This is a genomic window from Brevundimonas sp. MYb52, assembly GCF_002979535.1.
Lineage (GTDB): Bacteria > Pseudomonadota > Alphaproteobacteria > Caulobacterales > Caulobacteraceae > Brevundimonas.
In genome coordinates, this window is record NZ_PCPB01000003.1 from 226,001 (window position 1) to 249,968 (window position 23,968).

Consider the following 23,968-nt stretch of genomic DNA (forward strand, 5'->3'; position numbering starts at 1 on the left):
TCCGTCCCCGGCGCATGGACGGCGCCGGAAACGAAGGATTCATCGAGTCTAACGAAGGCTTACTCACGGATTCCCGTTAAGCGATCAGCGCTTGATGCTGAGCAGTTCGGCCAGCATCTCGTCCGCCGTCGTGATGATCTTGGACGAGGCCGAGTAGGCGCGCTGAGTGGTGATCAGGCTGGTGAACTCGGCCGACAGGTCGACGGTCGAGGATTCCAGTTGCTGGGCCGCGAGCATGCCCGCGCCGCCCGTGCCGGCCGACTTCAGGTTGAAGGTGCCGCTTTCCAGGCTGACGCGGAAGGCGTTGCCGGTCACCTGACGCAGGCTGTCGGGGCTGGGGAAGGTGGCGATGGCGACCTGGGCGATCCGGCGCATGACGCCGTTGTCGAAGATGGCGGTGACGAAGCCGCTTTCATCAATCTTGATCTCGGACAGGTTGCCGAAGGCCGTGCCGTTGGTGACCGTCGACTGCACGATCGAGGCCGTGTTCAACTGGCTGAGGCCGCCGGCCGAGGTGTTCAGGTCCAGGGTCAGGCTTTGGTCGGAAATGCCCAGGCCGTCCGCCCACTTGATTTTGTCGGCGTTGCCCGGAAGGCTCAGGTCGATGTTCGAATCCGAGGCGCCGAAGTCGAGCACGGCGTTGGTCGGGTCGCTGAACAGCGAGTTGGGCATGGTCTGCATCGCCGTGACGTCCAGGCGGCCCGACGGCGTGAAGGCGATCATGCCGGTCTTGATCTGACCATTGGAATAGGCGCCGCCGGTCTCCACGCTGTCGGCGGGTACGGCGACGATTTCAGCATACCACTGGTTAGCCACATCGCTCTTCAGCAGGCGAATTTCGATGTTCCGCTGGCCGCCCTTGGAGTCCGAGACCGGGATGTTGATCTTGAAGTCCGGCTTGATGCCCGTGGGGTTGTCGTCGTCGCCATTGTACATGGCCATCGAGTTCAGGCTGGGATCGTACTTGGTCTTGGCGACCGTGGCGGTGTCCATGGCCAGGTTGGCCAGAGGCACGGTGACGCCGCCGCCCAGGTCGAGCGTCGTCGTCGTCGAGCCTGGGCCGCCGCCGGTGACGCCGGTCAGGCCGGTCAGCGCGCCGGCGGCGTCATAGGTCGCGACGGCGGTGATCGTCTGATTGCCGGTCTTGATGGTGACGTCATACTGGTTCGGCGTGGCGGTGGGGGCGTAGCGGACCGAGAACTCCATCGGGCCCGATGTGGGGGGAACCACGGCGACGCTGGCGTATTTGCTGGGGCTTGCTCCGGCCTGGATGGTCTGACCCGAGAAGAGGTTGGCGTTGATCTGGGCGCGGGTGGTCTTTTCAGCGGTGCCGCCGACGGTGCCGATGTTGATCGAGCGCAGCCGCGTCAGGTCGGAGGGGTCCGTGGCGATGTCGCCGTTGGAATCGACCGGCCAGCCCTGCAGATAGAGGCCTGCGCTGTTCTTCAGATAGCCCAGATCGTCGATGCGGAAGGCGCCTGCGCGGGTGAACAGGCGGCTGTCGGTGGCGCCGACGCCCTCGGCCTTCTCGGTGGTGACGAAGAAGCCCTGACCGTCGATGGCCAGGTCAGTGCTCTCGGTCGTGCGCTGCAGTTGGCCTTCCTGGCTGATGAAGTGACGCGCCGCGGCGATGACGCCGCCGGCCGCGTAGCCGCCAGCGCCCTTGCTCTGGCTGTTCACCAGGGTCTGGAACTCGCCCTGGGTGCGCTTGTAGCCGATGGTGTTCACGTTCGCGATGTTCTGCGAGATCGCGGCCAGGGCGGCGGAGTTGGCGGAAAGACCGGAGACCCCGGCCTGCATGGCGCTGTTGATGCTCATTGTGTCGGCTCCTTAGGCGGAAACTGGGGAAAGGAGAGGGACGCCGTTCAGGCGTCGGTCTCTGGATCTGTGGGCAGCGGCGTCGGGGTCGGGTCCGGCGTCGGTGGGTTCACGCTGGCGTTCTTCTCGTCGAGCGCGATGATGCTGGAGAGCGGCATGACCGAGTTGCCGATCGTGACGTAAGGCTCGTCGGCGTACATCTCGACGCCGGTGATGCGGCCGCGCATCAGGACCTGGGCGTCGATCTTGCCGCCCGAGGCGTCCTTGGCTGTGACCTTCAGCGTATAGACGCTGCCGTCCTGACCTTCGGTCCAGTTGAAGTCGTGGACGCCGGCGCCGGCGTCCAGGGCGGGACCCTTCCAGACGACCTGACCGGTGGCGTTCAGGACCTGAAGCTCGACGTCGGTCGCATTCGACGCCAGTTCATAACTCCACGAGGCCTTGCCGTCGGCGGCCTTGGTGGCGTCCCAGACGGCGGTGGCGTCCTTGCCGATATAGTTCGAGGCCTGGGCCAGACCGTCGCCCTTTTGACCGTTCAGCAGGGCTGTCAGCAGTTGGTTGGACAGCAGTTGCTGCTCCACGCCGGCCATCTGGGTCAGCTGGGCGGTGAACTGGTTGGAGTCCATCGGCGACAAGGGGTCCTGGTTCTTCAACTGTGCGGTCAGCAGCGAAAGAAAGGTCTCGAAGTTCGACGCCAGCATGCCGGAGCTGGTGTTGATCTTGTCGGTTGCGGTGTTGGTATTGACGGCGGTGACCATCGATCAAACCTTCATATCGACGCGGTCGGGCGTCATCGAGAGGGACGCCCAGGCGCCGGGAGAGGGCAGGGCGGCGTCGGCCTCGGCAGCGAGGCGGGCTGCGCCAGCGAAGGCGCGGCGATCGGGGGCGCGGTCAAAAGCGCCGCCGCCGCCGAAGCCAGAGGACGGGTTGCGCTCCGAGAACTCGAGCGAGTCCTGGGTCAGTTGGAAACCGGCGTCCTGAAGCTGGCGACGCAGTTCATCGGCGCGGGCGCGCATGTCCGTGGCCGCCGCCGGATTATCGAAGGCCAGACGCGCGGCCAGGCGACCGTCGGAATCGATCTCCAGACTGACGTCGACACGCCCCAGACCTTCGGGCGAAAGGGCCATGTCGAAGCGGGTCGAGCGCCCTTCGAGCTTCTTGAGAATCTGCGCGGCCAGGTGCGCCGTGGTTTCAACGGTGGCGCGCGCAAGCTGGGACGGGTTTGGATCGCGCGAGGCGGTCGTGGCGGCGGCTTGCGTATCCAGAGTCTGTTGCGACGGAGCGACTTCAGCCGAGGCGTCCAGCGGAGCGGCGTCTGCAGGCAGAACGGGCGCGACGGCTTCGTTCAGGGCTGCTGGGGCCGGCGTCGAGGCCGACGAGGCGACTGTCGGAGCAGCGGCGGGGCCGCCCGAGCGAGCCAGGCTGTCGTTTCTGGCGTCGGTCGAGGTGTCTGTCGAGGTGCCCGTCGTTGGGTTCACTGGCGCGGCGTTGGACCGGCGCTCATCCAGACGGGTCGATCCGTTGCGGGCGGGCGTCGGCGTGGCCGGAGGTGGGGCTTCGGCCTTGGATTCGGCATGGTCGGCGGTCACAGCTGGCGCAGACTCGAGGTCCTGCTCCGGCGAATCCGACGCCTCGACGGGTTGGGCCGTCTGGCCGCTGGGAGCGGGCTGTGTCGCGACTGCCGCCGCAGGGCGGGGCGTCAGGGCGATCGAAACCGTGTCGGGGATCGCGGCCTGGAGGGGGACGGGCGCAGCAGTTGCTTTGACCTCAGCGGCGACCTGGATCGGCTGGGCCTGGACCGCAGGTTGATCGGGCGTATCTGAGGCGGAGGCGGCAGGCGTGATCGCAACGGGCGCCGGCGCCGTGGGCGTCATGATGAGCGGCGCATCCGTCTTGGCGGGGGCTGCTGCGGGAGCGGTGGCCGGAGCGGCTGACGCGTGAGAGGCGGGGGCGGGCGTCGCGGCTGTGCGGATGCGCGATGCGACGCCTGAAACGACCGGGGCGTCAGAGGCCGAGGCCGCAGACACGGGCGCCGCTTCGGCGGGCGCGGAAGCGGCTATCGTCGGGCCGGTCGCGCCTTGATTGCTGTGGACGGCGACGGGGGCGGGCTTGACCGGAGCGGGTATGGCAGCGGGTGTGGCTGCGGATGCGGCCGGTTGTGCTCGCGGCGTCGGCGAAGTCGGCGTCTCAACGACTGGCGAGGTCACCGCAGGGCGAGCTTCAGCCCGTTCGACCTTGGCGGGCGCCATCGCCGGGGCAGGCGCCGTATCGGGCGACGACGTCATGAGCGCAGGAGCCGCGGGGGCGGGTGCGGCCGGCGTAGCCGTGGACAGCGAAGCGGCGTTGGCTTGGGTTTTCGTGTCTGCCGGGGGGGCGACAACGGGCGCGGCTTCTTCAGAGGCGGCGCGCATGATCGGGGCCTGCGGGACGACCGGCGTGGGCGAGGCGGCGGCGTTTGAAGCCGAATTCGGGGTGATCGCCTCGGTCTTTCCCGTTTCGGCGGGTTCAGCATCGGCGCCGGGCGCGGCCGGCGGCGCGACCGGCAGCGGCGACGCAGCAATCAGGGCGACGGGCGGCCAGGCGGGAACAGCATCCGGCGCGGTCTCCAGTGAAGCCGTGTCAGCGGCGACGTCTGGACGTGTGACATCCACCAGCGCCTCGGCGTCGTCGCTCAAGGCCTTGGTTGGGGCGGCGGCGGCGACCAGGCTCGCGAACAGGCTGTCGTCCGCACCCGCGTCTGCGGATGTGGCGGTCGTGCCGGCCGAAATGGTCGGGACGAGCATGGACATGACGCTGAGCGCGGACATGAGCGGCGAGAGGGCTTTCGCTGGGTGGGCGGCGCCTACTGCGCTCGGGCTATTCGAGGGACGCCACGCAAGGTCTGAGCCAAGTCGATATTACGAATTATCATATTGAAATATAACGATATTTATTGAAATTTATTGGCGAAGCGGATCAGTCTCGCCCGGCGCTTCTTGCCGCGCCGCTACGCTTTTTGCCGGGCGGACCGGGCGCCTGACGACGTGGCCTGCGAATTGCGCCGCATCGGGGGAACGCACAGGGGCTGAAAAGCCGATGTTTAATAAATTCAAGGAGTTGGCTAGAATGGCTAACCAGCAAGCCGGGCAAGATTTGCGCGCAGGCCAGCAAGGCTTGCCGGGCGCGGCCCTGTATGGAGCGCGCTTCTGATGTCCCTGAACTCCATCATGAACATCGCCACCTCGGGCATGAACACCGCGCAGCAGCAACTGCGGGTGATTTCCGACAACGTCTCGAACGTCAACACGCCCGGCTATATCCGCAAGATCGCCGACCAGCAGTCCTGGGCCAGCCAGGGCGTTGGCGCGGGCGTGGAGGTGGCGCGCATTCGTCTGGCCACTGATCGTTTCCTTCAGGCCGCCAGCCTGAACGCCGGCGCCGACGCCGGCCGTCAGGCCGTCCGTTATGAGTTGTTCGATCATATCCAGTCGCTGTTCGGCGATCCGGGCGCGGACACGGGCTTCTTCTCGCAGATCGACAAGATCTTCTCGGCCTTCTCGACCTCGGCCGAGAACGCCACCTCGGGGCCGCTGCGTCAGGATGCGATCTGGAAGACCCAGGCCATGTTCGACGAGGCCGCCCGCGTCGCCAAGGAAATCCAGGCGACGCGGGAAGAAGCAGACGGCCGCCTGGCCAGCGCTGTGGATCGCGTCAATGATCTGGTCGAACAGATCGAGAAGCTGAACGTCGACATCGCCAAGGCCAATGTCGTGGGCACGGACTCTACTGGCGCCCAGACCATCCAGGCCAGCCTGATCAATGAGCTGTCCGAACTGATGGACGTGCGGATCACCACCCGGTCGGTCGGCGGGGTCGAGGTGCGGACCGGGGCGGGCATTCTTCTGGCCGGGCAGGGTGCGTCGAAGCTGGAGTATAATCGGGCTGGGGCCGTTTCCTCGGAATCCGTCTTCAACCAGATCATGATCACGGAGCCGAACGGCCAGCGCCGTCCGCTGACCGAAGGTCTGGCCTCGGGCGAGATCAAGGGCCTGCTGGAGTTGCGCGACGTGGATGCGCCGGCGGCGGCGGATCGTCTGGGCGAACTGATGACGCGCCTGGCCGATGAGTTGAACCGCGCGCATAACGCCTCGTCAGCCGTTCCGGCGCCGTCGGTCCTGAACGGCCGCAATGTCGGCCAGACGCTGGAAACGGCTCTGTCGGGCTTTACCGGCACGACCACCATCACCACGGTCAACGACCAGGGCGTCATCCAGAACTCGGCCGAGATCGTCTTCTCGGGCGGGACGATGACGATTAATGGCGTGGCCGCGACGCCCGCGACCTTCCTGGCCACCCTCAACGGCCAACTGGGCGGAGCGACCGCCAGCTTTGTCGATGGTCGCCTGAGCATTCAGGCGCCGGCGGGGCAGGGCGTCGCCATCGCCGATGACGCGACCAATCCCAGCAACAAGGCGGGACGCGGTTTCTCGCATTATTTCGGCCTGAATGATCTGGTCTCGACCGATCGGCCGGCGCTCTACGACACGGGGCTGACGGCGGCCTCGCAGCACGGCTTTACGCCGGGCGAGACGATCAAGTTCCGCTTCACCGACGCCTCGGGTTCGCGCATCCGCGACATTTCCGTGGCCGTGCCGGCGGGCGCCGGGACCATGGCTGAGATGCTGACGGCGCTGAACGACCCCACGACGGGCGTCGGCCAGCATGGCCGGTTCAGCCTCAATGGCGCTGGCGAACTGATCTTCACGGGCCACGGCGCGCCGCCATCCACCATGTCCGTGGTCGAGGATGGCACCCGCCAGGTCCCGTCCGGCGTGTCGATGAGTGACCTGTTCGGCCTGAGCGGCGCCCGCGCCTCGCGCAGCGGCGGCTTTTCGGTGCGCTCCGACATCGTCAAGGACCCGTCCAAACTGGCGCTGGCCCAGTTGAACCTGGGCGTGGCGGCGGGCACGCCGGCGCTGAGCAAGAACGACGGCAGCGGCGGACGCCTCTTGGCCAACGCCGATCAGAACGCGACCTCGTTTTCGGCTGCCGGCGGCGCCGGCGGGGTCAACATGTCCCTGTCGCGTTATGCGGCCGAGTTCTCGGGCGAGATCGGCGGCAAGGCGACGATGGCCAAGAACCGCTCGACCAGCGCGAGCGCCCTCTATCAGGAGGCCTCGGCGCGGCGCAGCTCGGTCGAAGGCGTCAATATGGACGAGGAACTGGTGCTGATGACCACCTATCAGCAAGCCTTTAACGCTTCGGCGCGCCTGATCCAGGCGGCGTCGGAAATGTACGACACCCTGATCGGGATGATGCGATGACCCGCGTTTCGACGTTTGGAAACTATCAGACCGCCCTGCTGCATCTGATGAACGCACAGGCGCGCGGCGAAGAAGCGCAGAACAAGGTCAACACCAAGAAAAACGCCACCGATCTGGTCGGCTTTGGTCGGCAGTCGGAAACCGTCATCGCGCTGAAGTCCAGCCAGACGCGGATTCAGGGCTTCATCGACACCAACAAGACGGTGGCCGACCGGCTGACCATGCAGGACCTGGGCCTGGGGCGGGTCGGCGACGCCGCAACCGCCGGGCGTCAGGCCATCGCCAACGCCATCGCAGCCGGACGGATGGAAGGGCTGATGTCCGAGATGGAGACCATCTTCAAGATGGCTCAGGACGGCCTGAACATGAAGCATCAGGGCAAGTACCTGTTCGCTGGCGGCGACGTGGATCAGCAGGCCGTAGTCCTGCCCTCCACGCCTGTCGGAGCGACGGATCTCGAGAAACTGGCGACCATGCCCGCCACAGCGGACGCCTTCAGGAACGACCAGCTCAAGCAGACGTCCGTGTTGGACGAGACCGTGACCATGGACACGGGCTTCCTCGCCAGCGATGTGGGGCAGGCCCTGTTCGACGTCTTCCGCGACATCCAGATCTTGCATCAGGCCACGCCGCTGAACGGTCAGATGGACGATGCTCAGAAGACCGCCCTGACTGCGTTGATGACGCGGTTCGAAACGGCGGCCAAGGGCGTGGTCGACATCCAGGCCAAGAACGGCTCGATGCAGGCGCGCGTGGATACGCTGCTGGAATCCCAGGAATCGCGAAAGATCTCGGTCGACACCATGCTGTCGGGCAAGACCGACGCCAACATGGCTGAGGCGGTGACTGAACTGGAAATGGCCCAGATCGCGCTTCAGGCCTCGGCCCAGGTGATCAGCCAACTGCGCCAGGTGTCGTTGCTCGACTATCTGCGCTGACGCTTTCGGCGCCATTCGGCGCTGAACGAAACGTCGCGACCGACGTTGATAAAGCTGCGCCGTATCCAGGGAGGGCGAGCTTGCAGGGCAGGGCTAAGGAAAGTCATCGGACGTTGACAGCCGCGATGCGGCTCGGTCTAAGCCTTGCCATGCGCCTTCTTTCGCCAGTGTCGAAGACTGATCAATGAGCCGAACGGCGCAGTATCAAATTCAGGACGGAGAAGGACAGGCGGCGGTTCTGCGTCTGTCCGGCGACTGGTCCACGACCGGCATCGGCCGTCAGGGCGATCGACTGGAGGTCGAACTCGCCGGACGCGCCGTTGGGACGCTGGATCTGACCGAACTGGGGCGCTTCGACACGGCTGGGGCTCTGGCCGTGGCTCAGGCCACGTCGCAGCCGATTCCCGAGGCGGCCTGGGCCGAGCGGCCCGAGGCCGGCCGCATCTACGCCATGGTCGAGAAGCTCGACCGGGAGTCCTGCGCGCCGCCGCGTCGCGCCCACGCCTTTACCCGCACCTTCGCCAAGATCGGCCTGGGGGTTTACGACTTCCTGGCCGAGGCCATGCTGTCGCTGGCCTTCCTGGGGCGGCTGATCGTCGCTGTGGGGTCGGCTTTCCGGCATCCCGGCGCCATTCGTTGGCCCGCCTGGTTCAGTCAGGCGGAACGGTCGGGGCTGGACGCCATCCCCATCATCGCCGTGACCAACTTCTTCATCGGCGCGGTCATTGCCTTCCTGGGGGCCAACCTGCTGACCCAGTTCGGCGCCGGGGTTTTCACCGTGCAACTGGTCGCGGTGTCGGTGCTGCGCGAGTTCGCCGTGGTCATCACCTCGGTCCTGCTGGCGGGCCGTTCGGCCTCGTCCTTCGCCGCCGAGATCGGCTCGATGCGCATGAACCAGGAGGTCGACGCCATGCAGGTCATGGGCGTGAACCCCTTTCAGGCGCTGGTGATCCCGCGCCTGGCGGCCATGGTGCTGATGCTGCCCCTGCTGACCTTCGTCGGCATGATCGCGGGCCTGTTCGGCGGCATGCTGGTGACGTGGAGCGAGCTGGCCTATGGCCCGGCCTTCTTCATCCAGCGCATTACCGAAGACCCGATGATGGACACCCATCTGATGGTCGGTCTGGTCAAGGCGCCGGTCTTCGCCGTCGTCGTGGCCGCCATCGGCTGTCGTCAGGGCATGTCGGTGGCCGGAGATGTAGAAAGCCTCGGGCGCCGGGTCACGGCGGCGGTGGTGCAGGCCATCTTCGCCATCATCTTCCTCGACGCCGTCTTCGCGATGATCTTCCTGGAGCTAAACCTGTGACGGCCCGCGAGGAAAAGCCCAAGCGCGAGAACCTCATTGAGGTGAGCGGCCTGCTGAGCCAGTTCGGGGACCGGGTGATCCATCAGGACCTCGATCTGAACGTGCGGCGCGGTGAAGTCCTCGGCGTCGTCGGGGGCTCAGGCACCGGCAAGACCGTGCTGCTCAACTCCATCATTGGGCTCAAGCAACCCGAAGGCGGCTCGATCAAGCTGTTCGGCTATGAGCGCGACGAGATGACCAAGGCCGAGGCGGCCGAGGTTGAACGGCGCACCGGCGTCCTGTTCCAGCAGGGGGCGCTGTTTTCGTCGCTGACGGTGCTGGACAATGTGGCCTCGCCCCTGGTCGAGCACACGAACCTGCCGCGCAATACGATCCGCGAACTGGCCGAGATGAAGATCGCCATGGTCGGTTTGAAGCCTGAAGCCCTCTATCTGAAACCAGCAGAGTTGTCGGGCGGCATGAGAAAGCGGGTCGGTCTGGCCCGCGCCCTGGCGCTGGACCCGGAGCTGATCTTTCTGGACGAACCGACGGCGGGGCTGGACCCCATCGGGGCCGCCGCCTTCGACCAGTTGATCCGCGACCTGTCGGACGACCTGGACCTGACGGTCTTCATGATCACCCACGACCTCGACAGCCTTTACGCCATCTGTGACGAGGTGGCGGTTCTGGCCGATAAGCACGTCGTCGAGAAAGCCACGGTTCAGGAGCTGGAGCGTTCCGAGCATCCGTGGATCAAGGAATACTTCCTGGGGCCGCGCGGACGCGCCGCTCACCAGAGCGCCGCCTGAGGAGAGCGGGACGAGATGGAAAGAGACGCCCACTACGCTGCCGTCGGCATCGCCACAGTCGCCCTTTTGCTGGCGCTGGCCGTGTTCACGATCTGGCTGGCCCGCCTGCAGTTCAACAACGACTACGATGTCTATGACATCGTCTTCTATGGCCCCGTGCGCGGCCTGTCCGAAGGCGGCGAGGTCCACTTTAACGGCATCCGCGTCGGTGAGGTCACGGCCCTGAACCTGGACCCCAAGAAGGGGGATCAGGTCATTGCGCGCGTCCGCCTGAACGGCACCACGCCGGTGCGAGTCACCTCGCGCGCCCAACTGGAACCGCAGGGCATCACAGGCCTGAACTACATCCAGATCACGGCGGGCGAGGCGAGCAGCGCCCTGTTGAAGGATCAGTATCCCGACAACGTCGTGCCGGTGATTCAGAGCCAGCCCAGTCCGATTGCAGAACTGCTGAGCGGATCGGGCACGGTCCTGGCCCAGACGGTGGATGCTCTGAACCGGATCAACCGGGTCATGTCGGACGACAACATCCGCAGCTTCTCGTCCAGCGTGAAGAACGTGGAGGCTCTGACCGCCGAGTTGGAAGCCCGCAAGGGCATGTTCCAGCAGCTTGAGGAAACCATCACCAAGGCCAACGCCGCCGTCGGCGAGTATCAGGCTCTGGGCGTCAGTGCGCGTCAGATGATCGACGGCGACGGCAAGCAGGCCATCGCCAACATCAACGCCGCCACGCGCGAGGCCCAGGCGGCCATCGCCTCGATCAACCGCTCGGCCACCGGCCTGGAAGGTTCGCTGGGCGACTTCGGCACCCAGACCGTGCCGCAGTTGAACGACACCATCCGTCAACTGGATCAGGCCACGCGCTCGTTGCAGTCCCTGGTCGACAATGTGCGTGAAAGCCCGCGTGACTTCATCGCCAAGGCCCCGTCCAAGGAAATCGAGGTGCAGCCGTGATCCGTTCTTCTCTTCTGATCGCCGCCGCGTCCATTGCGGTTTCCGGCGCCCTGTCCGGCTGCGCCTTGCTGGCGTCGCCTGATCCAGTCCAGCTCTATCGTTTCGGCGGGGCTTCGGCCTATGCCGGGACGGGGGCGACCTCGGCCTGTCCTGACGTCCATGTTGCGATGCGCCGGGTGGATTTCCCCGAAGCCGCGCGTGGAGACCGTATCCTGGCTGTGACCGGCGCCGAGGCCGCCTATATCAAGGGCGCGCGCTGGGTGTCGCCGGCCGAGACCCTGTTCGAGGAAGCCTTGCGCAACGCCTTCGCCGATGGCGGCACCTGCACGGTCCTCAGCGGCGGTCCCCTGACGCGCGACGGTCTGCTCCTGAGCGTGGACGTGCGTCGGTTCGAAGCGGCCTACGCTGCGCCGGGCGCCGTGCCGGAGGCCAATATCGTGGTCCTGCTGCGCCTGATCCGGCCCGGTGACCGAACCATCGTGGCGGAGGACCGCATCACGGTCAGCGAGAACGCCGGCGAGAACCGCCAGTCGGCCATCGTCGCCGCTTTCGATCGCGCCACCGCCGAGGCCAGCCGTCAGATCGTCCTGTGGACCGACCAGCAGGGGTTCCAGGCCACGCGGGACTAGGGTTCATTCAGACCAAGAAAAACCCCGGCGGCCTCGCGGTCGCCGGGGTTTCTGTTTTCAGCGGAGCAGGGCGGTTCAGCCCAGGTTCGCCGCCACCGTGTAATCGGCCTCGGTCTTGGCCGCGACCTCGTCCAGGGTCACGCCCTCGGCCAGTTCGATCAGTTCCAGACCCGAACCGTCCGGTTTGACGTCGAAGACGGCCAGGTCGGTGATGATGCGGCTGACCACGCCCGTGCCGGTCAGCGGCAGGGTGCAGGCCTTCAGGACCTTGGACTGGCCGTGCTTGTTGGCGTGATCCATGACCACGACCACGCGCTTGACGCCCGCGACCAGGTCCATGGCGCCGCCCATGCCCTTCACCAGCTTGCCCGGGATCATCCAGTTGGCGATGTCGCCGTTCTGGGCCACTTCCATCGCGCCCAGGATCGACAGGTTGATGTGGCCGCCGCGGATCATGGCGAAGCTGTCGGCGCTGCTAAAGTAGCTGCTCTCGGGGATCTCGGTGATCGTCTGCTTGCCGGCGTTGATCAGGTCGGGATCTTCCTCGCCCTCATAGGGGAAGGGGCCCATGCCCAGCATGCCGTTCTCCGACTGCAGGGTCACTTCCATACCCTGAGGGATGTAGTTGGCGACCAGGGTCGGGATGCCGATGCCGAGGTTCACATAGAAGCCGTCCTGCAGTTCCTTGGCGGCGCGCTCGGCCAGTTGTTCGCGAGTACGAGCCATTATGCGGTCTCCCGGCTGCGGACGGTGCGCTGTTCGATGCGCTTCTCGGACACGGTCTGGATCAGGCGGTCGACATAGACGCCCGGCGTGTGGATGTGGTCCGGGTCCAGCGAGCCGACGGGGACGATCTCCTCCACCTCAACCAGCGTGACCTTGCCAGCGGTGGCCATCATCGGGTTGAAGTTGCGGGCGGTCTTGCGGAACACCAGATTGCCGCGCTCGTCGGCCTTCCAGGCCTTGATGATGGCCAGGTCGGCGACCAGGCCGGTTTCCATCACATAGTCGCGGCCGTTGAAGTTGCGCACTTCCTTGCCCTCGGCGACCAGGGTGCCGACGCCGGTGGCGGTGAAGAAGGCGGGGATACCCGCGCCGCCCGCGCGGATGCGTTCGGCCAGGGTGCCCTGCGGGTTGAACTCCAACTGCAGTTCACCGGCCAGATACTGGCGCTCGAACTCCTTGTTCTCGCCGACGTAGGACGAGATCATCTTGGCGATCTGCTTGGTCTCCAGCAGTTGGCCCAGGCCGAAGCCGTCCACGCCTGCGTTGTTGGAGATGACGGTCAGTCCCTTGACGCCCGAGGCCTTCAGCCCCGCGATCAGATTTTCAGGAATGCCGCACAGGCCGAAACCACCGGACATGACGGTCATCCCGTCAAAGGTCAGGCCCTCCAGCGCGGACGTGACGTCAGCGTAGATCTTGCGCATCGCTCTCCCTTTTTCACCGTCTGATGAATATTGCGGTCTTATCCGTCCATAAAGCGGGCGAGGGCGGCGGGCAAGCGTCGTCGGCGACCTTGGCGGTTGACCCTGCCCATAATCTTTCGTCAAACCGGAGAAAGCCGCGTTCAAGGCGAAGTTTCGGGGAAGAAACCATGCGCAACACGATCCTGAGAGCCGCCCTGCCGGCGCTTGTCATTCTGGCCGCCGTGCCGGCCTTGGCGCAACCCGCCGCGGCTCAGGCTGTCGGCGCAGCGCCCACCTATCAGCAGCCGCCGCAGCCGATCGCGCAGATTCTGGACTCCAAGCCCAACCCACTCGCAAGCCTGAGTCCGGACCGTCGGACCCTTTTGCTGCAGGACCGTTCCAGTCTGCCGCGCATCGCCGAACTGGCCGAGCCCATGCTGCGTCTGGCCGGGTACCGCTTCAATCCCCAGAACAACGGCCCGGCCAACAGCCGCGTGACCTGGCTGACCGGCCTCAGCTTCCAGACCGTCGAGGGCGCTGCCGCCCGTCCCGTCGCCGGTCTGCCTGCAAACGCCCGCCTGACCAGCGTCAGCTGGGCGCCGAATGGCAAGGCGGTGGCCTTCCTGCTGAACACCCCGACCGGTCTGGAGCTGTGGACCGCCGACGTGGCTTCGGCCCAGGCGCGCCGTCTGACGGGACCGAGCGTCAACGCCGTCGCCGGATCGGGTTACAGCTGGCTGCCCGACGCCTCGGGTCTGCTGGTGCAGGCCGTGCCCGCCGGTCGTCGCGCCGCCCCCGACGTGACCCGTCCGCCTGTGGGTCCGACCGTGGAAGAAACTGGCGGCCGTGCGGCCCCGGTGCGCACCTATCAGGACCTGCTGTCCGACGCGGGCGACGAGGCTCTGTTCGAGCACTATTTCACCAGTCAGTTGACCGTGGTGCCCCTGAACGGCCGCGCACGCACTATCGGCCAGCCGGGGGTCTTCCTGAACGCCTCGGTGTCGCCGGACGGTCGCTACATCCTGCAGACGCGGGTCAAGAAGCCCTATTCCTATGTCGTGCCCGCCAGCCTGTTCCCGGCGGATGTCATCATCACCGACCTGAACGGGCGTGAGGCGCACCGCGTGGCCGACCTGCCGCTGCGCGACAACGTGCCGACGCCGTTCGACGCCGTGGCCCCCGGCCCGCGCTCGGCCCAGTGGCGGGCCGACGCCGACGCCACCCTGGTCTGGGTCGAGGCCCAGGACGGCGGCGATCCGCGCAACGCCGCCGAGGTGCGCGACCGCGTCTTCATACTGCCGGCGCCGTTCAACGACCGTCCGCGCACCCTGGTGGACCTGAAGGAGCGCTATGCCGGCGTGCAGTGGGGCCGCGACGACACCGCCATCGTCAACAGCCGCTGGTTCAACACTCGCCACGAGACCCGCACCCTGGTCGATCCGTCGAACCCCGGCGTGGGCCGCGTCCTGGTCGATCGCAACTATCAGGACCGCTACAATGATCCGGGCTCGGTGGTTCTTGAGCCCAATGCGCGCGGTCGTTCGACCATCCGCTTCACCGCCGACGGGTCCAAGGTCTTCGTCGAGGGCGACGGCGCGACGCGTCAGGGCGAATATCCCTTCCTCGACACCCTCGACCTGAAGACCGGCGCGACGGAACGTGTCTGGCGCTCGGCTCAGGGCGAGTATGAAACCGTCGTCGGCATTCTGGACGACGCGGGCCGCAAGCTGATCACCTATCGCGAGAGCCGCACCGATCCGGCCAACCTGCGCCTGCGCGATCTGGACGGCGGCGTGACCCAGCTGACCCAGTTCCCCGACCCGGCCCCGCAACTGGCTGACGTGAAGAGCCAGCTGATCACCTATACTCGCGATGATGGGGTCCAACTGTCGGGCACCCTCTATCTGCCCGCCGGTTACGACAAGGACCGCGACGGCCCTCTGCCTCTGGTGATGTGGGCCTATCCGGCCGAGTTCACCGACGCCGCCGTGGCCGGTCAGGTGGTCGATACCGAGAACCGCTTCGTGCGTCCGACCGGCATCAGCCATCTGTTCCTGCTGACCCAGGGCTATGCCGTGCTGGACGACCCGACCATGCCCATCATCGGCAAGGACGGGGCCGAGCCGAACGACACCTACATCGAGCAGTTGTCGGCCAGCGCCAAGGCGGCGGTCGATGCGGTGGTGGCCCTGGGCGTCGCGGACCGCGACCGGATCGCCGTGGGCGGCCACTCCTACGGCGCCTTCATGACGGCCAACCTGCTGGCCCACACCGACCTGTTCAAGACGGGCATCGCGCGGTCGGGGGCCTACAACCGCACCCTGACGCCGTTCGGTTTCCAGGCTGAACAGCGCTCCTACTGGGAGGCGACCGAGACCTATACGGAGATGTCGCCCTTCACCTACGCCAACAAGGTCAATGAGCCGATCCTGCTGATCCATGGCGGCGCCGATGACAACTCGGGCACCTTCCCTGTGCAGTCCGAGCGCTTCTATGCCGCGCTGAAGGGCAATGGCGCGACGGTGCGTTACGTCGTTCTGCCGCTGGAAGCCCACGGCTACCGCGCCCGTGAATCGGTCGGTCACACCCAGTGGGAAATGGTGACCTGGCTGGATCGCTACCTGAAGCCGAAGGCGACAGCGGCGGCGCAGTAAGGCGCTTCTTTCCTCCCCACTCTGTGGGGAGGGGGACCACGAAGTGGTGGAGGGGGCGGCACAGTCTTCAACTGTCGAGACGCCCCCTCCGTCACGTCGCTATCGCGACGCGCCACCTCCCCATGGAATGGGGAGGAAAGAGATGGCTACCTGTCCCATACTGGCAGGCCGCCATAGAGGCTGGAGAGGAAGTCGACAAAGGCCCGTACCCGGTTTTCAGCCCGCGCCCGCCCGGCGATCAGGGCGAAGATCGCCACGTCCGAAGCCCCGGCATACTGCGGCAAGACCCGCAGCAGCCGCCCGTCGCGCAACTCATCCCCCACATCCCAGGTCGAGCGCAGGGCGATCCCGGCCCCCGCCAGCACCAGTTCACGCGCCACCTCTGACGAATTGGTCCGCACCCGGCTGCGGGCGCGGAAGGTGACGGGGCCGTCGGGGCCTTCGAGGCACCAGGCGGACTGGTTCTCGGCCGCCAGCTGGGCGTGGGCGCGCAGGTCATCTAGCGTCTGTGGCGCGCCGTGCTCGGCCAGATAGGCGGGCGCGGCGCACAGAACGCGCCGGTTGGGGGCCAGACGGTGCATGGCCGGGTCGCCCGCCTCATAGCTGCCGATGCGGACGGCCACATCTACATCCTCGGCCATCAGGTCGACGAAGGCGTCGGTCAGGTTCAACTCCAACGTCAGTCGCGGATGGGCGTCGAGGAAGGGCGCCAGCAGCGGGGCCAGCCTTCGTCGTCCGAACGAGGTCGGGGCCGAGACGCGCAACAGGCCGCGCGCCTGGGTGGTGCGGCGTGACACCAGGGCCTCCAGGTCCTCGACCCCGTCCAGCAGCTGCATCGCCCGGTCATAGACCAGCCGCCCGGCTTCCGTGGGGGCCAGCCGTCGCGAGGTGCGCTCGATCAGCCGGACCCCCAGCCGGTCCTCCAACCGCGCCAGCCTGCGCGAGGCTACGGCGGGTGACAGGTCCAGCCGGCGCGCGGCGGCGGACAGGCTGCCTTCCTCCAGCGCCCGGACAAGGATCTCATACTCGGCCAGCATGGTGCAGACTCATCATTGCAGTATTGGCAAAGATAACCGTCGATCTTCGCCGTGGCTAGGCGGCGGGCGGGCCGCTAGGATTCAGGCTCAAGGAGAGCCCACCATGAACACCGCCTATGTCCGCCACGGAAGCCTGAGCGTCGCCGCCGAACTGGACGCCTTCGTCCGCGACGAGGCCGCGCCGGGCACAGGTGTGACGCCCGACGCCTTCTGGGCCGGGGTCGAGGGGTTGCTGGCGGACCATGCGCCGAAGAACCGCGCCCTGCTGGCGCGGCGTGACGAACTGCAGGCCAAGTTGGATGACTGGCACCGCGCCCACCCGGGGCAGCCGGACCCCGACGCCTATCAGGCCTTCCTGCGCGAGATCGGCTACATCGAGCCCGAGCGGGCCGACATCCGCGCCGAAACCGCCAATGTCGATCCCGAGATCGCAAGCATGGCGGGGCCGCAACTGGTCGTGCCCCTGACCAACGCCCGCTATCTGCTGAACGCCGCCAATGCGCGCTGGGGCAGCCTGTATGATGCGCTCTACGGCACGGACGCCCTGGGCGAGGCGCCCAAGGGGGATGGCTATGACGCTGAGCGCGGGGCCAGGGTCATCGCCCGTGCCCGCGCCCTGCTGGATCAGGCGGCGCCGCTGACCGAAGGCAGTCACGCCGAGGCGGTGGAATACCGTGTCGAGGCCGGGCGGCTGGTCGTCGCCCTGTCTGGCGGGCGGACGACGGGCTTGGCCGATCCGGCGGTCTTCGTCGGCTATGCGGGCGAGGCGGCGGCGCCCTCGGGCGTTCTGCTGCGCCACAACGGCCTGCATCTGGAGGTCGTCATCGACCGCGCCCATGCGATTGGCCGCACAGACCCGGCGGGCGTCGCCGACGTGGCGGTCGAGGCGGCCCTGTCGGTCATCGCCGACGCCGAGGACAGCGTCGCGGCGGTGGATGCCGAGGACAAGCGGCTGGTCTATTCCAACTGGCTGGGTCTGATGCGCGGCGACCTGTCGGCGGGCTTCGTCAAGGACGGTCAGACGATGCAGCGGCGCATGAACGGCGACCGGGCCTACACGGCGCCGGACGGAACGGCTTTCGCCCTGAAGGGGCGCAGCCTGCTGATGGTCCGCAATGTCGGCCTGCACCTGACGACCGACGCGGTTCTGGACGGGGAGGGGCGCGAGGTCCCTGAGAGCCTGCTGGACATCGCCATGACCGGCCTGATCGGTCTGCACGACCTGAACCGCCCGGCGGATCAGCGCAACAGCCCGGCGGGTTCCATCTATGTGGTGCGACCCAAGATGCATGGCTCGGAAGAGGTGGCCTTCGCAGACGCGGTCTTCGGCGCGGTTGAGGCCATGCTTGGCCTGCCGCCGCTGACGCTGAAGATGGGCATCATGGACGAGGAGCGCCGCTCCAGCGTCAACCTGGCCAACTGCATCGCGGCAGCCAAGGGACGGGTGGCCTTCATCAACACCGGCTTCCTGGATCGCACCGGCGACGAGATCCATTCGGTGATGGAGGGCGGGCCAGTGGTCCGCAAGGAGGCTGTCCGCAACACCGGTTGGATCAAGGCCTATGAGGACCGCAACGTCGATATCGGGCTGAAGGCGGGCCTGTCGGGCAGGGCGCAGATCGGCAAGGGGATGTGGGCCGCGCCGGACCGCATGGGCGAGATGCTGGCGACCAAGGCGGGCCATCCGCGCGCCGGGGCCTCGACCGCCTGGGTCCCGTCGCCGACGGCGGCGACCCTGCACGCCCTGCATTATCATGAGGTCGACGTCTGGAGCCGTCAGGCCGAGATCGCCGAACGTCCCGCCACGGGGCTGACGCCGCTGCTGACCCCGCCGTTTGCGACGCAGGCGCCTTCCGCCGATGAGATCCGGCAGGAGCTGGACAACAACGCCCAGGGCATCCTGGGCTATGTCGTGCGCTGGATCGATCAGGGCGTCGGCTGCTCCAAGGTGCCGGACATCCACGACGTCGGCCTGATGGAGGACCGGGCCACCCTGCGCATCTCCAGCCAGCACCTGGCCAACTGGCTGCGCCACGGCGTGGTCACCGAAGCCGAGGTGAGGGCGGCGCTGGAGCGGATGGCTGTGGTGGTCGATCGTCAGAACGCAGGCGACGCCGCCTATCGTCCACTGGCGCCGGACTTCGACGGCCCGGCGTGGAGCGCCGCCCGCGAACTGGTGTTCAAGGGGCGCGAGCAGGCCAACGGCTATACCGAACACCTGCTGACTGCCTGGCGGCGCAAGGCCAAGGTCGAGCAGAAGCGGGGACAGTAGGCTAGGCCGGCCCAAGAAAAAGGGGCGCGACCGGCAGGTCGCGCCCCTTCGCCATATCCAGCGGCGAGAGCCTCAGGTCTTGGCGCCGGCGCGGCCGCGGCCCAACTCGCGGTTCAGCCACAGGGCCAGCAGGGTGCAGACGGCGCCCGACAGCAGGTAGCCGCCGCCTGCCACCAGGCCGAACTTGCCCGACAGGGCCAGGGCCGCCAGAGGGGCGAAGCCGGCGCCGAACAGCCAGGCCAGGTCCGAGGTCAGGGCCGAGGCGGTATAGCGGTTGCCCAGGCTGAAGCTGGAAGCGATCGACCCCGAAGCCTGACCGAAGGATAGGCCCAGCAGGACGAAGCCCAGGATCATGTAGGCCAACTCGCCGACAGGCCCGCCGTCCAGCATCTGGGGCGCAAAGCCCGAGAAGGCGGCGATGCCGGCGGCGGTGACGGCCAGCAAGGCGCGGCGGCCATAGCGGTCGGCCAGCCAGCCCGAGGCCAGGATGGCGATAAGGCCGAAGACCGCGCCGACCAGCTCGATCATCAGGAAGCGGCTGGGCGATTCCTCCGTGTAGAGGAAGACCCAGGACAGCGGGAAGACGGTCACCATGTGGAACATGGCGAAGCTGGCCAGAGGAGCGAAGGCGCCGATGACGATGCCGCCGCCTTCTTCGCGCACGGCCTTGGTGACCGGGGCGGGGTGAAGCTCCAGCGTCTCGAACGCGGCCTGGAAGGCGGGCGTCACCACGATGCGCAGGCGGGCGAACAGGGCCACGACGTTGATGGCGAAGGCCACGAAGAAGGGATAGCGCCAGCCCCAGTCGAGGAAGTCGGCGGCCGACAGCTTGCTGAGGAAGTAGGCGAACAGGGCGCTGGCCACGATCAGGCCGAAGGGCGCGCCCAGTTGCGGCACCATGGCGTACCAGCCGCGGCGGTTCTCAGGCGCGCTGACGGCCAGCAGGGAGGCCATGCCGTCCCAGGCGCCGCCCAGGGCCACGCCCTGACCGATGCGCAGCACGATCAGCATGACCGCCGCCCAATGCCCGACTTGGGCATAGCTGGGCAGGAAGCCGAGGCAGACAGTCGAAATGCCCATCAGGAAGAGGGCGATGGTCAGCTTGGTCCCCCGTCCGAAGCGCCGGTCGATCTCGATGAACAGGGCCGTGCCGAGGGGCCGGGCGATGAAGGCCACGGCGAAGACGGCGAAGGACAGCAGGGTCCCGCCCAGCGGTCCCGCATAGGGAAAGACCAACTGCGGGAAGACCACGACCGAGGCGATCGCATAGACGAAAAAGTCGAAGAATTCCGACGTGCGACCGATGATCACGCCGATCGCGATTTCTCCGGCGTCGATTTTGCCGTGTCGCGCGTTGATCTGGCTGGCGTCCCGCTCGAGGGACTCTGAAGAAGGCGCGCCGCTGGTGGCGTTCATGACCGATGACGTTCCCTGAACCCGAGCGCGACACGCGCGTCTCTATGGTAAGAATGACGAAAGCCGCCATTTGCTCCCGATCGTCGTCGGGGGGGATAGGACGGATTGTCCAATGTCCCCCCTCGGCGGGCGGCGCTACGGGCCGCGCACAATGATCGTGCCAGAGCCCTCTTCCCGGACAGGAACCGCCGTGCGCCGCCTGCGACCCCTATTGCTGTTGCCCCTCCTGGCCTTGATGTCAGGCTGTGAAGCCGTTGTTCTGTCGCCTGCGGGCGACATCGCGGCGCAGCAGCGCGACCTGCTGGTCTGGTCGGTGGTGCTGATGCTGATCATCGTCATCCCGGTGATGGCCATGATCGTCTTCTTCGCCTGGAAGTACCGGGAGTCGAACAAGGAAGCCCGCTACGAGCCGGACTGGGATCACTCGACCCATCTGGAGTTGGTGATCTGGACGGCCCCGCTGCTGATCATCATCTGCCTGGGCGCCATCACCTGGTCGGGCACCCACCTGCTGGACCCCTATCGGTCGCTGGATCGGGTCAACAAGGGACAGGCGGTCGCCGCCGGGGTTGAGCCGCTTCAGGTCAATGTCGTCGCCATGGATTGGAAGTGGCTGTTCATCTACCCGGAATACGGCATCGCCACGGTCAATGAGCTGGCGGCGCCGGTGGACCGGCCGATCCGCTTCCACATCACCTCGACCGGGGTGATGAACTCCTTCTACATCCCGGCGCTGGCCGGTCAGATCTACGCCATGCCGGGCATGGAGACGAAGCTGCACGCCGTCATCAACCACCCCGGCGAATACGTCGGCTTCTCGGCCAACTATTCCGGCGACGGCTTCTCCAACATGCGTTTCGCCTTCCACGGCCTGGATCAGGCGGGCTTTGACCAGTGGGTCGCCGGCGTGCGCGCCGACAGCAAGAGCCTGGACCGCGAGACCTATCTGGAACTGGAGAAACCCAGCGAGAAGGTGCCGGTCCTGCACTACGCCTCGGTCGATGAAGGCCTGTTCGACGCCGTGCTGAACATGTGCGTCGAGCCGGGCAAGATGTGCATGGGCGAGATGATGGCCATCGACAAGAAGGGCGGTCTGGGTCTGACCGCCGTCCACGCCACCTGGCCTCTGGTCCATGACAAGTATGCCCGTCGCGGGCAGGCTGTCCTGGGCTCGGGCGAATCCTACGTCATGGCCGTCTGCACCCCGCTGGAGGCCGAGAAGGCCGCCGTGGACGCTGCGCGCCGTCGTCAGGAACTGGCCGCCCAGATCACTCGCTCGGCCCCGACCGAACAGATCATGGGCATGGGTCTGGCCCGCCCCGGCCAGGCAGTCCGCACCGAAGTCGCGGCCGCCGGCTGGCCCTTCGCCCCCCGTATTCCTGCGCCGACCGCGGCCGACGCATCCGCGTCGCAATCCTGAGCGCCTGACCGACATGTCTATTGAGCAAATCGCATCCATGATCTTCGGCCGGCTGGATTGGAACGCCCTGCCGTTCCACGAGCCGATCCTGGTCGCCACCTTCACCGTCGTCGTGCTCGGCGGTCTGGCGACCCTGGGCCTGATCACCCGTTACAAGCTGTGGGGCTATCTCTGGACCGAGTGGTTCACGACGGTGGACCACAAGAAGATCGGCATCATGTACATGATCCTGGGGATCGTGATGCTGCTGCGCGGCTTCGCCGATGCGGTCATGATGCGCCTGCAACAGGCCATGGCCTTTGGCGGGGCCGAGGGCTACCTCAACGCCCACCACTATGACCAGATCTTCACCGCCCACGGCGTGATCATGATCTTCTTCGTGGCCATGCCCCTGATCACCGGCCTGATGAACTATCTGGTGCCGTTGCAGATCGGGGCGCGCGACGTCTCCTTCCCCTTCCTGAACAATTTCAGCTTCTGGATGACGACGGCGGGCGCGGTGCTGGTCATGGCTTCGCTGTTCATCGGCGAGTTCGCGCGCACCGGCTGGCTGGCCTATCCGCCGCTGTCGGGCATTGGCTACAGTCCGGGCGTCGGCGTCGACTATTACATCTGGGCCCTGCAGATCGCTGGGGTGGGGACCACCCTGTCCGGCATCAACCTGATTGCGACCATCGTGAAGATGCGCGCGCCGGGCATGGGCCTGATGAAGATGCCGGTCTTCACCTGGACGTCGCTGTGCGCCAACGTCCTGATCGTGGCCTCCTTCCCGGTGCTGACCGCTGTTCTGGCCCTGCTGACGGCTGACCGCTACATCGGCACCAACTTCTTCACGAACGACTTCGGCGGCAATCCGATGATGTACGTGAACCTGATCTGGATCTGGGGTCACCCCGAGGTCTACATCCTGGTGCTGCCGCTGTTCGGCGTCTTCTCGGAAGTCACCTCGACCTTCTCGAGCAAGAAGCTCTTTGGCTATACGTCCATGGTCTATGCCACGGTGGTCATCACCATCCTGTCCTACCTGGTGTGGCTGCACCACTTCTTCACCATGGGCTCGGGCGCATCCGTGAACTCCTTCTTCGGGATCACGACGATGATCATCTCGATCCCGACCGGGGCCAAGCTGTTCAACTGGCTGTTCACCATGTATCGCGGCCGCATCCGGTTCGAGCTGCCGATGATGTGGACGGTCGCCTTCATGCTGACCTTCGTGGTCGGCGGCATGACAGGCGTCATGCTGGCGGTGCCGCCGGCTGACTTTGTGCTGCACAACTCGCTGTTCCTGATCGCCCACTTCCACAACGTCATCATCGCCGGCGTGCTGTTCGGCCTGTTCGCGGCCATCAACTTCTGGTGGCCCAAGGCCTTCGGCTTCAAGCTGGACAAGACCTGGGGTCTGGTCAGCTTCTGGTGCTGGGTGATCGGTTTCTGGGTCGCCTTCGCCCCGCTCTACGTCCTGGGCTTCATGGGCGTGACGCGGCGGATGCGGGTCTTTGACGATCCGTCCTACCAGATCTGGTTCATCATCGCGGCGGTCGGCGTCGGCATCATCGCCGTCGGCATCCTGGCCATGCTGATCCAGTTCGCCGTCTCGATCCTCAACCGCGACAAGCTGCGCGACGAGACGGGCGACCCCTGGCACGGCCGCACCCTGGAGTGGGCCACGTCGTCGCCGCCGCCGGACTACAACTTCGCCAAGACGCCGATCATCCATGACTCGGACGCCTGGTGGGACATGAAGACGCGCGGCTATGAGCGTCCGACCGACGGCTACAAGCCCATCCACATGCCGTCCAATACGGGCGCGGGGGTGATCCTGGCCGGCCTGTCGACGGTCATGGGCTTCGCCTTGATCTGGTACATGTGGTGGCTGGCGGCGCTGAGCTTCTTCGCCCTGATCGCCTACGCCATCTTCCACACCTTCAACTACAAGCGCGACTACTACATCCCGGCCGAGACGGTGCAGGCGACCGAGGACGCGCACACCAAGGCCCTGGCGGCCGCAGCGGCGAAGGGTTGAT

The 23,968-nt window shown here is 66.5% G+C and carries 17 protein-coding genes; 10 read left to right on the forward strand and 7 right to left on the reverse strand.

Annotated elements, in window-relative coordinates; genetic code table 11:
* Positions 1-84: 84 nt before the first annotated feature.
* The 3 genes from flgE to CQ039_RS16820 are packed head-to-tail and all read right to left on the reverse strand — an operon-like array spanning position 85 to position 4,607.
* Positions 85-1,818: a flagellar hook protein FlgE gene (gene flgE, locus CQ039_RS06515; RefSeq protein ID WP_199183621.1), complete on the reverse strand. Its 1,734-nt coding sequence runs from the start codon at positions 1,816-1,818 to the stop codon at positions 85-87.
* A 47-nt stretch (positions 1,819-1,865) separates the two neighbouring features.
* Entirely contained in the window at positions 1,866-2,576 is a 711-nt protein-coding gene (locus CQ039_RS06520; RefSeq protein ID WP_105563032.1) for a flagellar hook assembly protein FlgD, read from the reverse strand.
* A 3-nt stretch (positions 2,577-2,579) separates the two neighbouring features.
* The gene (locus CQ039_RS16820; RefSeq protein WP_233190179.1) at positions 2,580-4,607 is read right to left on the reverse strand and encodes a flagellar hook-length control protein FliK; all 2,028 of its coding nucleotides are present in this window, start codon (positions 4,605-4,607) and stop codon (positions 2,580-2,582) included.
* A gap of 399 nt (positions 4,608-5,006) precedes the next feature.
* Between CQ039_RS16820 and flgK the strand changes: the two genes are divergently transcribed.
* The 6 genes from flgK to CQ039_RS06555 all read left to right on the forward strand — a co-directional run bounded on the left by flgK (position 5,007) and on the right by CQ039_RS06555 (position 11,736).
* The gene (flgK, locus tag CQ039_RS06530; RefSeq protein WP_105563031.1) at positions 5,007-7,121 is read left to right on the forward strand and encodes a flagellar hook-associated protein FlgK; all 2,115 of its coding nucleotides are present in this window, start codon (positions 5,007-5,009) and stop codon (positions 7,119-7,121) included.
* On the forward strand, positions 7,118-8,059 hold the full coding sequence (locus tag CQ039_RS06535; protein ID WP_105563030.1) for a flagellin: 942 nt from the start codon (positions 7,118-7,120) through the stop codon (positions 8,057-8,059). Before flgK ends, CQ039_RS06535 begins: the two co-directional genes overlap by 4 nt.
* Positions 8,060-8,243: 184 nt before the next feature.
* Positions 8,244-9,365, forward strand: a complete 1,122-nt coding sequence (locus tag CQ039_RS06540; protein ID WP_105563029.1) for an ABC transporter permease — start codon at positions 8,244-8,246, stop codon at positions 9,363-9,365.
* Positions 9,362-10,153, forward strand: a complete 792-nt coding sequence (locus CQ039_RS06545) for an ABC transporter ATP-binding protein (protein ID WP_105563028.1) — start codon at positions 9,362-9,364, stop codon at positions 10,151-10,153. The genes CQ039_RS06540 and CQ039_RS06545 overlap by 4 nt, the downstream gene beginning before the upstream one ends.
* Before the next feature lie 15 nt (positions 10,154-10,168).
* Positions 10,169-11,107: an MlaD family protein gene (locus tag CQ039_RS06550; RefSeq protein WP_105563027.1), complete on the forward strand. Its 939-nt coding sequence runs from the start codon at positions 10,169-10,171 to the stop codon at positions 11,105-11,107.
* Positions 11,104-11,736 carry an ABC-type transport auxiliary lipoprotein family protein gene (locus CQ039_RS06555; protein ID WP_199183622.1) on the forward strand — a complete coding sequence of 211 codons (633 nt, stop codon included), beginning with the start codon at positions 11,104-11,106 and terminating at the stop codon, positions 11,734-11,736. The genes CQ039_RS06550 and CQ039_RS06555 overlap by 4 nt, the downstream gene beginning before the upstream one ends.
* 75 nt (positions 11,737-11,811) lie before the next feature.
* On the opposite strand, the gene CQ039_RS06560 is transcribed toward CQ039_RS06555, so the two are convergent.
* Together CQ039_RS06560 and CQ039_RS06565 are read right to left on the reverse strand one after the other, a co-directional pair.
* Positions 11,812-12,462, reverse strand: coding sequence for a 3-oxoacid CoA-transferase subunit B (locus CQ039_RS06560; protein WP_105563026.1), 651 nt, complete (start codon positions 12,460-12,462; stop codon positions 11,812-11,814).
* Positions 12,462-13,166 (reverse strand): CoA transferase subunit A, encoded by a 705-nt coding sequence (locus CQ039_RS06565; RefSeq protein WP_105563025.1) that lies wholly within the window; start codon positions 13,164-13,166, stop codon positions 12,462-12,464. Before CQ039_RS06565 ends, CQ039_RS06560 begins: the two co-directional genes overlap by 1 nt.
* Positions 13,167-13,333: 167 nt before the next feature.
* On the opposite strand from CQ039_RS06565, the gene CQ039_RS06570 reads away from it, so the two are divergent.
* On the forward strand, positions 13,334-15,799 hold the full coding sequence (locus tag CQ039_RS06570) for a prolyl oligopeptidase family serine peptidase (RefSeq protein WP_105563024.1): 2,466 nt from the start codon (positions 13,334-13,336) through the stop codon (positions 15,797-15,799).
* 146 nt (positions 15,800-15,945) lie between these two features.
* Here the strand turns inward: CQ039_RS06570 and CQ039_RS06575 are convergent, their stop codons facing one another.
* Positions 15,946-16,836 carry a LysR family transcriptional regulator gene (locus tag CQ039_RS06575; RefSeq protein WP_105563023.1) on the reverse strand — a complete coding sequence of 297 codons (891 nt, stop codon included), beginning with the start codon at positions 16,834-16,836 and terminating at the stop codon, positions 15,946-15,948.
* Positions 16,837-16,939: 103 nt separating this feature from the next.
* Here CQ039_RS06575 and CQ039_RS06580 point away from each other — a divergent pair, with 103 nt between their 5' ends.
* Positions 16,940-19,108, forward strand: coding sequence for a malate synthase G (locus CQ039_RS06580; RefSeq protein WP_105563022.1), 2,169 nt, complete (start codon positions 16,940-16,942; stop codon positions 19,106-19,108).
* Positions 19,109-19,180: 72 nt separating this feature from the next.
* Here the strand turns inward: CQ039_RS06580 and CQ039_RS06585 are convergent, their stop codons facing one another.
* Entirely contained in the window at positions 19,181-20,524 is a 1,344-nt protein-coding gene (locus tag CQ039_RS06585) for an MFS transporter (RefSeq protein ID WP_105563021.1), read from the reverse strand.
* A 190-nt stretch (positions 20,525-20,714) separates the two neighbouring features.
* Here CQ039_RS06585 and cyoA point away from each other — a divergent pair, with 190 nt between their 5' ends.
* The gene (cyoA, locus tag CQ039_RS06590; RefSeq protein WP_233190178.1) at positions 20,715-21,944 is read left to right on the forward strand and encodes a ubiquinol oxidase subunit II; all 1,230 of its coding nucleotides are present in this window, start codon (positions 20,715-20,717) and stop codon (positions 21,942-21,944) included.
* Positions 21,945-21,957: 13 nt separating this feature from the next.
* Positions 21,958-23,967, forward strand: a complete 2,010-nt coding sequence (gene cyoB / locus CQ039_RS06595) for a cytochrome o ubiquinol oxidase subunit I (RefSeq protein WP_105563019.1) — start codon at positions 21,958-21,960, stop codon at positions 23,965-23,967.
* The last annotated feature ends 1 nt before the right edge of the window (position 23,968 follow it).